The 14365-nt window shown below is 34.0% G+C and carries 10 protein-coding genes; 8 read left to right on the forward strand and 2 right to left on the reverse strand.

Annotated features, from left to right (window positions below):
- Positions 1-228 precede the first annotated feature (228 nt).
- Complete coding sequence (locus Q5N74_RS03565; RefSeq protein ID WP_304387336.1) at positions 229-1638, forward strand: response regulator; 1410 nt, start codon at positions 229-231, stop codon at positions 1636-1638.
- Between the two features lie 15 nt (positions 1639-1653).
- Here the strand turns inward: Q5N74_RS03565 and Q5N74_RS03570 are convergent, their stop codons facing one another.
- Both Q5N74_RS03570 and Q5N74_RS03575 read right to left on the reverse strand, forming a co-directional pair.
- Positions 1654-2034, reverse strand: coding sequence for a RidA family protein (locus Q5N74_RS03570; protein WP_304387337.1), 381 nt, complete (start codon positions 2032-2034; stop codon positions 1654-1656).
- Between the two features lie 35 nt (positions 2035-2069).
- Entirely contained in the window at positions 2070-4826 is a 2757-nt protein-coding gene (locus Q5N74_RS03575; protein ID WP_304387338.1) for a putative LPS assembly protein LptD, read from the reverse strand.
- Positions 4827-5026: 200 nt separating this feature from the next.
- Between Q5N74_RS03575 and Q5N74_RS03580 the strand changes: the two genes are divergently transcribed.
- The 7 genes from Q5N74_RS03580 to Q5N74_RS03610 all read left to right on the forward strand — a co-directional run bounded on the left by Q5N74_RS03580 (position 5027) and on the right by Q5N74_RS03610 (position 14357).
- A complete protein-coding gene (locus Q5N74_RS03580; RefSeq protein WP_304387339.1) occupies positions 5027-6169 on the forward strand; it encodes an N-acetylmuramoyl-L-alanine amidase in 1143 nt (380 codons plus the stop codon).
- 57 nt (positions 6170-6226) lie between these two features.
- On the forward strand, positions 6227-7159 hold the full coding sequence (locus Q5N74_RS03585) for an MlaD family protein (protein ID WP_304387340.1): 933 nt from the start codon (positions 6227-6229) through the stop codon (positions 7157-7159).
- Positions 7160-7165: 6 nt separating this feature from the next.
- The gene (locus tag Q5N74_RS03590; protein WP_304387341.1) at positions 7166-8479 is read left to right on the forward strand and encodes a (Fe-S)-binding protein; all 1314 of its coding nucleotides are present in this window, start codon (positions 7166-7168) and stop codon (positions 8477-8479) included.
- A gap of 65 nt (positions 8480-8544) precedes the next feature.
- Entirely contained in the window at positions 8545-9336 is a 792-nt protein-coding gene (locus tag Q5N74_RS03595; protein ID WP_304387342.1) for a (Fe-S)-binding protein, read from the forward strand.
- A gap of 53 nt (positions 9337-9389) precedes the next feature.
- Complete coding sequence (locus tag Q5N74_RS03600) at positions 9390-9875, forward strand: ABC transporter ATPase (RefSeq protein ID WP_304387343.1); 486 nt, start codon at positions 9390-9392, stop codon at positions 9873-9875.
- 83 nt (positions 9876-9958) lie between these two features.
- Positions 9959-11182 carry a phosphoserine phosphatase SerB gene (gene serB, locus Q5N74_RS03605; protein WP_304387344.1) on the forward strand — a complete coding sequence of 408 codons (1224 nt, stop codon included), beginning with the start codon at positions 9959-9961 and terminating at the stop codon, positions 11180-11182.
- Between the two features lie 259 nt (positions 11183-11441).
- On the forward strand, positions 11442-14357 hold the full coding sequence (locus Q5N74_RS03610) for a glycoside hydrolase family 3 N-terminal domain-containing protein (protein ID WP_304387345.1): 2916 nt from the start codon (positions 11442-11444) through the stop codon (positions 14355-14357).
- The last annotated feature ends 8 nt before the right edge of the window (positions 14358-14365 follow it).

The raw sequence follows: 14365 nt of genomic DNA on the forward strand, positions 1-14365 counted from the left end.
TATAGCGTATTGAAATTTTGGAATACACTATGCAAGCTATTTTTAAGTCGATTTTCATAATTTACTGTGCCTGCATTTTTATTTGAACTTAACCTCGATTTAAAAATACATTTTTATCATGTTATAAAGTTAAAAAAAACAAAATAATATATATAGGCTAATTACCCGTATTACTTTTGTAAATTAAGAGAAATATTAATTAAGTTTGTTAAAAAGTGTACTAATTATATGGGAATCCCTCTACAATTTCTTAAATCTATTCGAGTAAAGAGAATACTGTCTATCATTATTTTTGCTTCTATAGTGGTTATTCTCTTATTGGCATACTTTTTTCTGGAACAGAAAATTAGTACAGATAGTCTTGTTTTAATTTTATTTGGGTTTGGAATCGTTCAGGTTTTTGTTCTTCAATATTTTTTTAAAAACCAATTAAAGAATGAAGTTAGGCATTCAAACTTAAAAAATAGACTTAGAGAGTTACAAGCGAGTAATGAAGATATTGTAAAGCGTGCAGATTTTAGATCGGTTTATTTAGCGAATATGAGTTATGAAATTCGCACACCACTAAGTACGGTATTGGGTATGTTGAATATGCTAAAGCAAACGGAGTTAGACTCTGATCAAAATGCGCAAGTGGAGATTGCGGAGTATTCTTCCAACCATTTATTGCAATTAGTTAAAATGGTAACAGACAATGCTGATGTAGATCGAGGTGATGTTGAATTGAATAACCATGTTATTGATTTAAAAACAGATTTATTGCATTTATTTAAAGTTTTTGAATACCAAGCTTGGGAAAAAGGTCTGGAATTTGAATATAAATTTTTAATTGAAGGCAAACGTAAATTTTCAGTTATAGGAGACTCAGTACGCATACAACAGGTTTTAATAAACTTGATTAACAATGCTATTAAGTTCACTAATTCGGGGAAAATATCGGTAATTGTAGATCAAACCGTTAATATTGACGACGACCAAATTGTTACCTTCTATATTAAAGATACAGGAATAGGCTTGCGTTTAGATGAAATTAAACAAATATTTAATGAATCGAAAACCTTTAATATACCTGCGGGCAAAGATTATAGAGGTGGTGGTATTGGCTTATCTATTTCGCATCAACTTGTAAAAATAATGGGTGGTGAACTGAAATTGGAAAGTAAGGAAAATGAAGGGTCTACCTTTTATTTTAGCTTGTCTTTAAAGAAAACGCTTAATGTTAAAGCAGAAGCCGAATTTCAAGAGCCTATTTTACAAGAGAAATTTAATGTTTTGGTGGCAGAAGATAATAGAATGAACCAAAAAGTAATTAAGTTCTTATTAGAGCAACAAGGTGCCGATTGTACCTTTGCGAAAAATGGTTTAGAAGCTGTGGAGTTATATAAAATTCTAGATTTCGATATGATTTTCATGGATATCTATATGCCCGATATGGATGGTTATCAAGCAACACAAGCCATAAAAGAAACAGAGAAATACTTAGAAAATAACACACCTATTATCGCTGTGTCAGCAAGTGCTTTTGAAGCAGATATTGCAAAGGCAAAATTAGCAGGTATAGACGATTTTTTAGCCAAACCGTTAGAAGCTAGTATACTCAAAGAATTATTGTCGAAATACTCAAATAAGGAAGCTTAAGAAGTATGTTGTGTACTACTTAATGGCTATCACGCTAATTTCAACGTTTACATTTTTTGGTAAACGGGCTACTTGTACTGTTTCTCGTGCAGGAGCCGTAGCTTCATCAAAATAACTTCCATAAACAGAATTTATCAGTGCAAAGTCATCCATATTACTAATGAAGATGGACGATTTAATCACGTTCTCAAAAGTCATGTCTGCAGCTTCTAAAACAGCTTTTAAATTAGCCATTACTTGCTGCGTTTCCGTTTCGATATCATCTAAAACAAGCGCTCCAGTTGCTGGATTGATAGCAATTTGACCAGAAGTATATAAGGTGTTTCCGCTTAAAATAGCTTGGTTGTAAGGACCAATAGGAGCAGGAGCGTTTGGTGTCGTGATAATTTTTTTCATAACGGTGTTGTGTTTAGTTAACAATTAACAAATCGCTAAAGTTGTAAATCGGCTTGATTTCGTTTTTCGTATTTTAAATCTTTTAACATATTCGATTTAATACCAATAAAGAAATTCCATGAACTTCTGGTACTAAAAGGAACCCAGCTAAAATTCATACGCCAACTCATTAAATCGCGTTCAAAACGCAATTGTGTATAGGTGAACCCCGCATCCTTTAAATCGTAACCAGATGATGCTCCAATAGACCATTTATCTGATAATTTAATATCACCTGAAAACATAAGTGAATGGGATGATATTTCATTTTGTCGTGTGGAGTTGGAGTAATTAACGGCATAGGCAATACGTAAATTCCAAGGGATGCTAAAGTGATAAAACTCACTTGGTTTTTCTTCTTTATCGTCTTCTTCCTCGTTATTTATTTGCTGGTTTGCAAAATCTTCCGAGATACCAAACAAGTCATCGTCTCGTCCACCACTTCGTTTATTCTCTTCAATCCCTCGTTTATTATCGTTTGCTTTCCCAGATTTGCTAGATAACGACCAGCTAGTGGTTAGGTTAGCACTTGTTAGCCTGAAAAGACTTCCTCCGTTATCAACATTGAAGGTGTTAATTCGTTTATTGTTATTATCTAAAGCATACGGGTCTAAAGTAGCTCCAAAGTTAACACTCATCTTATTATTGAAAAGTTGTGTACCACCACTCATTCTAACAGGACTCCACTGTAACGAATCGCCAGCAACATTATAAGAGGTTGAAAAGTTTAAATTGTTTAATAAAATGATTTTTTTAGCTTCGGTAGCCGTACTATCTCTGTCACGTACTTTGGCTTCAAGATTATTAGAAACCGAAATGCCTACAGAACTAGAATAATTATTTCCTGGCGACCCAAAGATACCTTCTTCAAAACGGGTATATTCTACGTCACTTGTTGTCAATCCGTCGGCACTAACAACTTCGTAACTGTCGTAATATTTATCGAATGCAGGGTTGATATTGTAGCTTAAAGACGGACGTATAACATGGCGAATGGCTTTTAGTTTGGCATCCTTACCTTCTTTTTCAAAATTAAACATACCATAAATAGTCGTTCCTAAACTGGTGCTAAAATTGTAAGTTCTGTAAGAGTCAAAACCATTTACATCTTCCGTTATTACCTCTCTTTCTACAGGGTCAAACGATTTTTCAATAGTTTTAAAAGTCCAAACTTCACTAAAGTTACTACTAGCGCTTAAACTAAAGTATTTAAATAATTTAAAGTTGGTAGTAAGTGGGATGGTATGTTGAAAACCTGCTTTCGCATCTTCAAACATTTCTTTTTTAAAGAAAAGTGAATCGGTGGTACTAATTCTGTTTTCTCCTCTTACACTGTACTGCAAGTTAATATTTTGAATGATGCCCTTTTTAGTTCCTGTTTTTGATGCAAAAGGATATATTCTACCAATGCTTCCTTGAAAGGTAGGCAAGGTCATATTAATTTGTTGCGTATTGGTGTTTTGTGAATGGGTCGCTGTTAAACTGAAACTAGGTTGTAACTCACCTTGAAACGTTTTGGAATAAGATACGGAAGAGGATAGCGTGTTATTTAAAAACGCCCCCGTATTTATTTGATTTACCGATGTTTGATAATACGAACTACTACCTAAGTTAACAGATGCTGAAAATCGCGAATTAGGGTTTGCTTTAGTGTCTTGGCTGTGTGACCAACGTAAATTGTATACCGTAGATTTTGAGTAATCAGGAAAACCTAGTTCACTACTAATTAAACTTTCGTACCTAAAACCTAAGTTACCTCTAAACTTATAACGCTTCGCATAGGTGCTTTCTAGGTTCATACCATAACTTCCGTTGGTATAATAATCACCTAAAACGGCTAAATCAACATAATCATTAATAGCTAAATAATACCCACCATTTTGTAAAAAGTAACCACGTTCGTTTTGTTCACCAAAACTAGGAATTATAATACCCGATGTTTGCTTATCCGATTGCGGGAAAAAGCTAAAGGGCAACCAAACGGGGGTTGGAATATCATAAATATACAATCCAGCAGCGCCTGTTACTATTTTCTTTCCTGGTACAATTTTGGCTTTTAATAAACGGATGTAATATTCAGGATCTTCTAAATCTTCTGCAGTTGTGTATTTCGCATTCTTTAAAAAGTAAACGGAATCGTTTTCTTTTTTAGTAAGTTGTGCCACAATAGTTCCATCACCTTGTTCGGTTTTAGAGTTGTATATAAGTGCTTTTTTAGTTTGTGTATTAAAAAGAATGGAATCGGGTTCTACCACATTGGAACCTTGTGTGAAAACAGGTTTTTGTGAATACGTACCAAGAGAATCGGTAATGCCTTTAGCATACACGGTGTTTTTTGTGTAATCGATGGTGATGTTACCAGCAGCAATATTCATGTCGCCATATTCTATTGTGGCTTCATTACGAAGGTATAATTTATGTTCTTTTTGGTTGAACGTCGTATAATCTGTCGCGTGGTATTTTACTGTATTTTCTAAAAGTTCTTTTTTGCGTTTCGGCTTGATGGAATCTTTTAAAATCGAATCTTGTGCCTTTTCAGAAGTCTTAGAAATGAGTAAACTATCGGTACTAACAACAAGACTGTCACTAACAGATCTGTCAATAGAAATACCGCTTTTCGGGGTGTCTTGTGCATAGCTTAACATGTTAATAAACATTGTAAAACTTAGTGCAAAAAGTATTTTAAAGTTGTTTGTGTGCAACGCTTTTAAATGTATTTTTGTAAAAGTATGGCTCGATTTTTGAAAAGCCAAAATTACATATATTTTTCTGTGATTAATTTATTATTCAATTAAAATTTTAAATTAAACTTGTACTCGCTTAAAATGAGTAAAAATTCAAGTTTTTTAATCGTTAAAATGTTTGTGAACTAGGGTTGTCAAAATAAAATAATAATTGATAATTATAGTTAATGTTTATGAAGTTCCGATTTAAGCCAAAAATGATTTATTCCATGAAAACGTCCAAAATATTACTTTTCGTATTATTTATAACAGTATTAACATTTGCCTCCTTTAATAAAATTGAGAAAAAGGAAGCTGTAGAAAAATTTATAGTGGTTTTAGATGCTGGTCACGGGGGTAAAGATCCCGGTAAGCATTCCAAGTATGGTTATAAAGAAAAAGATATTGCTTTGAAAATTGCATTGAAAGTAGGAAGCATGCTTGAGAAAAACCCAAACATCAAGGTTATTTATACCCGAACGACCGATGTGTTTATTGAACTTAAAGACCGCCCAAAAATAGCCAATAATGCAAAGGCCGATTTATTTGTGTCTATTCATTGCAACGCGCACCATACAGAAGCTTCGGGAACAGAAACCTATGTATTGGCGGTTGGAAATACAAATCAGAACTTTGAAGTTGCGAAAGCAGAAAACGAAGTAATCTTTTTAGAGGATGATTACGAGAAACATTATAAAGGTTTCAACCCAAATTCGCCAGAATCGTTTATGAGTATTTTATTTAGTCAAGAGGAATATACAGACCAAAGTATCCTACTAGCTAGTTTAATAGAAAAGAACTTCACGACCAAATTTCAAAGAAAAAGTAGAGGTGTTAAGCAAGCTAGTTTGTGGGTTATTCACCAAACCGCCATGCCAAGTGTTTTAATTGAAACGGGGTTTGTTACTAATAGAGAAGAAGGGGCTTATTTAAATTCTGAAACTGGCCAAAATGAAATTTCTACAGCAATTACCAATGCTATTTTAGAGTATAAACATAGTTTGGATGGTAATGTTGAGAATTTTGTTTTAAAAGATGATACACCCAAGGTCAAGCCAACAGACGTCGCCGTGATTAAGGTTAATGAAGTTATTAATAAAGTAGATACAGATATTACTTTTAAAGTTCAAATCGCAGCAACCTCGCGTGCCATAGAGCCCAAACCTAATAATTTTAAGGGTTTGAAAAATGTTACTAGAGAAAAAGAAGGTGGCTTGTTTAAGTACTTTTACGGCAACACATCCAACTATAACAGTGTGAAAACACTTGAAGAAGAGGCTATTAAAAAAGGTTATAAATCGTGTTTTATAGTGGCTTTTAAAGATTCTAAAAAAATTAGCTTATCCGAAGCTTTAAAAACAACCGCTAATTAAAGAGGTTCTTTTTAAATTTATTTTAAATTTGTACAACTAACACTTACTTTATTTACTTTGAAGATATCAAAAGAAGTTAAAACAGGCATATTAGTAATATCTGGCATCGTCCTTTTCATTTTAGGGTTTAACTACCTGAAAGGAAGAAATCTATTCGAAGCTACCGATGTGTATTATACAGAGTTTGATTATAATGCCCTTAATAAATCGTCTCCTATCACCGTAAATGGTAATGTTGTTGGTAAAATTCAGGACATTGTTTACGACTATAATACCGGTAAAACTAAAGTGTCTTTTTCAGTAAATGCAGCTTTGAAATTTTCTAATAATTCTGTAATCAAAATGTATGAAACAGGATTAATGGGTGGTAACGGACTTGCCATATTGATAAGCAACGAAGGACCACAAGCAAAACCAGGTGATGTGTTAGCATCTCAAGTGGAGTTAGGTTTAGTTACTAGTTTATCTCAAAATTTCTCAGGACTAAGCGATAATTTAGATTCTACTTTAAAATCGACCGATACGCTTATGTTAAGTATTAACAGGTTGGTTAGTGATAATTCGGAAGTTGGTTTAAAACGTACTATTGAAGAGCTAAATCACACATTGAAATCCTTCAAAACAACATCAAATTCAGTAAATGCGGTTATTGCTAATAATGATAAAAATATTGCGGCAATATTAGATAGATTCAAAACAATTAGTGAAGATATCGCTGTACTTACAACCGACTTAAAAAATGCGAACGTAGGTGAAACCGTAGAAAATTTAAATAGTACTTTAAGTAAATTAAACACTATTTTAGCTTCTATGGATAAAGGCGAGGGGTCTTTAGGGAAATTACTTAAGGATGATGACTTGTACAACAACCTTGAAGGAGCTACAAAAGAAATGGAAGAATTACTTCGTGATATAAAACTGCATCCAAAACGTTATTTTAGGGTGTTGTCTAAAAAGGAGATTCCGTATCAAAAAGAAGAAACTAAATAAATACTCATGGAATATTTACCAAATATACTTTTTATAATATTACTTGGTATTGGTATTGGTTTTTTTGCTGTTAACGTAAAAAAACTAGTTCGAAATATCAATTTAGGTCAAGATGTTGATGTGAGTGATAATAAATCACAGCGTTGGAAAAACATGGCGATGATTGCTTTAGGGCAAAGTAAAATGGTACGTCGTCCAATCGCAGGGTTTTTACATATAGTAGTTTATTTAGGTTTCGTTATTATTAATATTGAGGTTTTAGAAATTATTATAGACGGTATTTTTGGTACGCATAGAATAGGTTTATCTGTACTACCTGAATCTGTTTATGGCTTTTTAATTGGTTCTTTTGAAGTTTTAGCCCTTTTAGTTTTTGTGGCTGTTACAATTTTTTGGATTCGCCGTAACGTTATAAAATTAGCACGTTTCTGGAAAAGTGAAATGACAAGCTGGCCTAAAAATGATGGTAATTTCATTCTTTATTTTGAAATGGTTTTAATGACGCTGTTTTTGGTAATGAATGCTACCGATATGCATTTTCAAGACATTCAAACAGGAAATGTGATCAGTCAATATATAACATCTCTTTTTAGCGGACTTTCAGAAACCACACTTCATGTAATAGAAAGAACTACATGGTGGTTTCATATTATCGGTATTTTGGTGTTTTTAAATTATTTATACTTTTCTAAACATCTTCATATTTTATTAGCTTTTCCAAATACGTTCTTCGGAAAATTAACGCCTAAAGGACAGTTTAATAATTTAGAAGCGGTTACTAAAGAAGTAAAAATGATGATGGACCCGAATGTGGATCCATTTGCAGCACCTGCTGAAGGCGCAGAAGAAGCTATCCCAGCTAAGTTTGGTGCTAGCGATGTGCAAGATTTAAATTGGGTACAATTACTAAACGCTTATACATGTACTGAATGCGGACGCTGTACGAGTGAATGTCCTGCCAACCAAACTGGTAAAAAACTATCCCCACGAAAAATCATGATGGATACCCGAGACCGTTTGGAGGAAGTTGGTAAAAACATCGATGCGAATAAAGGTGAGTTTAAGGAAGATGGCAAACAACTTCTAGATGATTATATTACTAGAGAGGAATTGTGGGCATGTACATCATGTAATGCCTGTGTAGAAGCCTGCCCGGTAAGTATCGACCCGCTTTCTATTATTATGGAAATGCGTCGCTATTTGGTGATGGAGCAGTCTGCGGCACCAATTGAACTAAATAATATGATGACGAATATTGAGAATAACGGTGCTCCTTGGCCATACAATCAAATGGACCGATTAAACTGGAAAAACGAATAATTTATAATAACGAAAACACTTCAAGCTTTTTTAAATTTGAAGGTTTGGTTAAACAAAAATAAGTGATGAGCGAATTACTAAAAGTACCAACAATGGCCGAATTTATGGCTCAAGGTAAACAACCTGAAGTATTATTTTGGGTTGGTTGTGCCGGGAGTTTTGACGATAGAGCAAAAAAAATCACCAAAGCCTTTGTTAAAATATTAAACAAAGCTAAAGTGGAATTTGCTGTATTAGGTACGGAAGAAAGCTGTACAGGTGATCCTGCAAAACGTGCTGGAAACGAGTTTTTGTTCCAAATGCAAGCTGTTACGAATATAGAAGTATTAAATGCTTACGAGGTTAAGAAAATAGTAACTGCATGCCCGCATTGTTTCAATACCATAAAAAATGAGTATCCTGAATTAGGCGGAAATTATGAGGTTATGCACCATACACAGTTTCTAAAAACCCTATTAGATGATGGGCGTTTAACTATTGAAGGAGGCGAATTTAAAGGAAAACGTATCACCTTTCACGATCCTTGTTATTTAGGTCGTGCCAATAATGTGTATGAAGCACCACGTGAATTAATTCGGAAATTAGAGGCCGAATTGGTTGAAATGAAAAACTGCAAACGCACCGGTTTATGTTGTGGAGCAGGAGGAGCTCAAATGTTTAAAGAGCCAGAGAAAGGAAATAAGGACGTTAACGTAGAACGTACTGAGCAAGCTTTAGAAACCCAACCAGAAATTATTGCAGCGGGATGCCCGTTTTGTAATACCATGATGACTGATGGGGTTAAAGCTAAAGAAAAAGAAGCCGATGTTCCTGTTATGGATATTGCAGAATTAATTGCAAATGCACAAGATTTGTAAATAATACATGGACTTAAACAGTTCCATGTTAAAAGAAAACAGTCAATTACAACATGTTAGTAGATTTTAATACATTACCAGAAGAGTCACGTGTTTGGATATACCAAGCAAACCGTTCATTTTCAGAACAAGAGCTTGAAGAAATTCAGGCTAAACTTAATGTTTTTATAGAAAATTGGACAGCACATGGCAGCGATTTACAATCGGGCTATCTTATTAAATATAATAGATTCATCATTTTTGGTTTAAATCAAAAAATGAATGCAGCTACAGGCTGCTCTATAGATGCTTCTGTTCATTTTATTCAGCAATTAGAAAAAGACTATAATGTCGATTTAATGGATAAAATGAATGTGTCTTACAAACAAGGTGAATTTGTTGCATACAAAACACTTCTAGATTTTAAGCAAATGGCAAAAGACAAAGCAGTCTCTAAAAACACCATTGTTTTTAATAATTTAGTCACCAATATTGCCGAGTTTAACGAAAACTGGGAAGTGCCAGCAAGCGAAAGTTGGCACAGTCGATTTGTGAAATAAGTGCTTGTAGTTCGAGCATTAAATCGAAAATAACTTTCATATTTCAAATACAATAATCAATTTTACAGCTTAAATAGTAAATTATGGCTAAGGAGATTTTCCTATTAAATATTTCTGGACAAGATAAACCAGGATTAACATCTAGTTTAACAAGTGTTTTAGCATCGTATAACGCAAAAGTACTAGACATTGGTCAAGCTAATATTCACGATACACTATCCTTAGGTATTTTATTTGAAATTCATTCTGGAGCAAAATCTGCTGCAGTATTAAAAGATTTACTTTTTAAGTCCTATGAACTTGGTATAAAAGCAAAGTTTACCCCAATTACGCTTGAAAATTACGAGAAATGGGTTGGACTTCAAGGGAAAGACCGTTACATAGTTACCATTCTAGGTGAAAGATTAACTGCTGAGCAAATATCTCAAGTTACCGAAATTATTTCGGAGAAAAACCTAAATATCGATTCTATAAAAAGGCTTACAGGACGTACGTCGCTCGTTAAAAAGGAAGAATATCCGAGAGCTTGTATCCAATTGTCAATTAGAGGTCATATTGATGATAAACGCGAGTTTACGGCTAAATTCATGCAAATTTCTAGAGATTTAGATGTAGATATTGCATTTCAAGAAGATAATATTTATAGAAGAAACCGGCGATTGGTGTGTTTCGATATGGATTCAACACTTATACAAGCGGAAGTTATTGATAAATTGGCTGAATTAGCAGGTGTTGGTGATGAAGTAAAAGCCATTACAGAATCTGCCATGCAAGGTGAAATAGATTTCAACGAAAGTTTTATTAGACGCATGAAACTGTTAAAAGGCTTAAGTGAAGATGTGTTACATGATGTGGCCATCAATCTGCCTATTACCAAAGGTGCCAGAAGACTTATTGATACTTTAAGAAGCTATGGCTTTAAAACAGCGATTCTATCTGGAGGGTTTACCTATTTCGGTCACTATTTACAAAAAGAATTGGGTATGGATTATGTGTATGCCAACCAATTAGAAATTAAAGATGGTGTGTTAACAGGTGGGTATCTTGGAGAGATTGTAGACGGTAATAAAAAAGCAGAATATCTTAAAGAAATTGCTCTTAAAGAAGGGATTGATATTAGCCAAACTATCGCTGTTGGTGATGGTGCGAACGATTTGCCTATGCTTAATTTAGCAGGTTTAGGTATTGCGTTTCATGCAAAACCGAAGGTTAAAGATAACGCCCAAAGCTCTATTTCAAGTATTGGTTTAGACGGTGTACTGTATTTATTAGGTTACCACGATAGGCATATTGATTTAATCGAATAGTAGTCTCATAACTTTTTTTATATCTTAATTTTTCACGCTGTTGTGTGCGTTCTAGTGGTTTCGATTTTTTTCTTCGGAATAGTCGTTGGTACGTCTAAATTATTCAAAATGTTTCTAAGGATGCGGTAACTATTTAATAGTTCGTTATTTTCTTATAAATCTATCTTAAAGTCTTTTCAACTTCTTTTTAAAAGTAGTATTTTGGCATGATTATTTATGTAGTCATTAATACTATATACTTACTAAATTAATCCTCAATATGCGTCAAATTTTATTAACAGTAGTTTCTCTATATATATCACTTTCAGCCTTTGCTCAAACACAAGGAAATCCTTTGGCTTCCAAAGATGTTAAAGCGCAGCAAAAATGGGTTGATAGTGTATATAATTCCATGTCTTTGGCCGAAAAAGTAGGGCAGTTGTACATGGTACAGGTAATGTCTAATCAAGACCAAACAAAAAAAGAGAAGGTAATCGATTTGATAAGAACCCATCATATAGGTGGTATTATTTATTCACTTGGTGGTCCAAACAGGCAGGCTAAATTAAATAACGAGTTGCAAGCACTTTCAAAAGTCCCAATGTTAATTGGTATGGATGCTGAATGGGGATTAAGCATGCGCTTAGATTCAACCTACGCATTTCCGTGGAATATGACACTGGGCGCTATAAAAGACAACATGTTGATAGAGCAGACAGGAAGGCAAATTGGTGAACACTGTAAAAGATTAGGGGTTCATTTTAATTTTGCGCCCGTGGTTGATATTAATACCAACCCATTAAACCCAATTATAGGAAACCGCTCATTTGGAGAAGATAGAGACAATGTTACAGATAAAGCCTTGGCTTTTATGAAAGGCATGCAAGGTGCAGGTGTATTGGCAAGTGCGAAGCATTTCCCTGGCCACGGTGATACCGATCAAGATTCCCATAAAACCTTACCAACTATTACTTTTAACGAGAAACGCATCGATTCTATTGAGTTGTATCCATATAGAAAGTTAATTAATGAAGGTCTTTCCAGCGTTATGGTTGCCCATTTAAAGGTACCAAGTTTAGAACCATCTGGTTACCCGTCGTCATTGTCCAAACATATCGTAACAGATATCCTGAAGGAAAGACTAGGTTTTAAAGGCCTTATTTTTACCGATGCTTTAACTATGAAAGGGGCAGCCGATTTTAAAGAAGTTGGTGCCATCGATTTAGCTGCTTTTCAAGCTGGAAACGATGTAATGTTAATGTCTGAAGATGTATCTGTTGGTATTTCAAAAATTATAGAAGCTTACAACAACGGTGAAATAACAGAAAAACGTTTAGCGCTTTCAGTTAAAAAAATTCTACAAGCGAAATATAAAGTAGGATTGAATGCATACAAACCTATTGGTTTGAATAACTTATCGAAAGATTTAAATAGGTTGAAAGATGATATTCTGTATGAAGAACTTCTAGAGAATGCCATTACCATTGTTAAGAATGAACAGGATTTGTTACCACTTCGTAAATTGGAAGACAGAACAATTGCTTATGTTAAAATGGGTGATGATAATGGTTCCGTTTTTCTTGATGAACTTAAAAAGTACACCAAAGTACACCAAATTGAAGCTGATTTTTTAGATGAACTATTAGCAAAACTTCAAGATTATAATACGGTGGTGATTGGTTTACATCGTTCAAATGAAAACCCTTGGAAATCGAATCAATTTACAGAAACCGAATTAACTTGGTTATATGAAATAACACGTACACATAAAGTTGTTTTAGATGTGTTTGTAAAACCGTATGCACTTTCAGATTTAGCAAGCATTGAAAATATTGAAAGTATTGTAGTTAGTTATCAAAATAGTGAAATTGCTCAAGAAAAATCGGCACAACTTATTTTTGGAGCTATTGAATCTAAAGGAAGTTTGCCTGTTTCTATTGGAAACCATTTTAAAGTAGGAGATGGTATTCAAAATAATGCCATTAAACGTTTAAGCTATACCGTACCAGAACGTGTTGGTATGGATTCAGAAAAATTGAACAAAATTGATGCCATTGCTCAAAATGCGGTAGACCGCAAAATGACGCCAGGTATTCAATTATTAGTAGCTAGAAAGGGGAAAGTTATTTATAGCAAGAATTTTGGTCAGCATCGATATACAGGTAATTCTAAAGTGTTATCTGATGATATTTATGATGTAGCATCACTTACTAAAATTCTGGCAACCTTACCATTGCTTATGGAATTGGAAGAGCAAGGTGTGGTGAATTTAGAGACACCATTATCTAAAATGATACAGGGCTATAAAACCTCCAACAAGAAAAATATCACTTTAAAAGCAATGTTATCGCATTATGCGCGACTTAGGCCTTGGGAACCTTTTTATGCACATACGTTAGATAGTGATACGAAGCGCCCAAGTGAAAAATATTATAGAAAAGAACGCAGTGACAAGTTTAATATTGAAGTCGCCAATAATTTGTATTTACGTTCTGATTATCAGGATTCTATTCAGAAAATAATTAAAGATTCTGATCTGTTAGATCGATTGAGATATAGATACAGTGATTTTCCATATTATATTTTAAAGAAATATATTGAAGAGTATTACGACCAAACATTGGATGCGTTGGTTCAAGATCGTTTTTATAAATCGTTAGGAGCGAACCATACCATGTATAACCCGTATCATAAAATAAGTAGTAAGAAAATTGTGCCAACTGAAATTGACGATTATTACAGGTTTCAAGAGGTACACGGTTATGTACACGATATGGGAGCCGCAATGCAAGATGGTGTTGGTGGGCATGCCGGTATATTTAGTAATGCCAACGATGTTGCTAAAATCATGCAAATGTATTTGCAAAAAGGGTTTTACGGTGGTAAGCGTTATTTAAAACCAGAAACCTTAGATAAGTTTAATACCTGTTATTTCTGTGATAAAGATAATAGACGAGGTATAGGTTTCGATAAACCGCAATTAAGCGGGGAAGGCCCCACTTGTGGATGCATATCTCTTAATAGTTTTGGGCACTCCGGTTTTACTGGAACCTATGCTTGGGCAGACCCCGATGAAGAGATTGTTTATATATTTTTAGCAAATAGAACCTACCCAAATGCGGGTCAAAATTTGTTGTTAAAAGAAAATGTTAGAACGGATATACAACGCTTAATTTACGAAGCGATAATTAAATAAAAGTACTA

Origin of the sequence: Mariniflexile sp. AS56, assembly GCF_030552475.1 — a bacterium.
In the GTDB taxonomy this organism is placed as follows: Bacteria; Bacteroidota; Bacteroidia; order Flavobacteriales; family Flavobacteriaceae; genus Mariniflexile.

What these genes read in the sequence shown, in the direction of transcription:
- Q5N74_RS03565 (WP_304387336.1), top strand. Translation starts at nt 229, where the DNA reads ATGGGAATCCCTCTACAATTTCTTAAATCTATTCGAGTAAAGAGAATA.
- Q5N74_RS03570 (WP_304387337.1), bottom strand. Translation starts at nt 2,034, where the DNA reads ATGAAAAAAATTATCACGACACCAAACGCTCCTGCTCCTATTGGTCCT.
- Q5N74_RS03580 (WP_304387339.1), top strand. Translation starts at nt 5,027, where the DNA reads ATGAAAACGTCCAAAATATTACTTTTCGTATTATTTATAACAGTATTA.
- Q5N74_RS03590 (WP_304387341.1), top strand. Translation starts at nt 7,166, where the DNA reads ATGGAATATTTACCAAATATACTTTTTATAATATTACTTGGTATTGGT.
- Q5N74_RS03595 (WP_304387342.1), top strand. Translation starts at nt 8,545, where the DNA reads ATGAGCGAATTACTAAAAGTACCAACAATGGCCGAATTTATGGCTCAA.
- Q5N74_RS03600 (WP_304387343.1), top strand. Translation starts at nt 9,390, where the DNA reads ATGTTAGTAGATTTTAATACATTACCAGAAGAGTCACGTGTTTGGATA.
- serB (WP_304387344.1), top strand. Translation starts at nt 9,959, where the DNA reads ATGGCTAAGGAGATTTTCCTATTAAATATTTCTGGACAAGATAAACCA.
- Q5N74_RS03610 (WP_304387345.1), top strand. Translation starts at nt 11,442, where the DNA reads ATGCGTCAAATTTTATTAACAGTAGTTTCTCTATATATATCACTTTCA.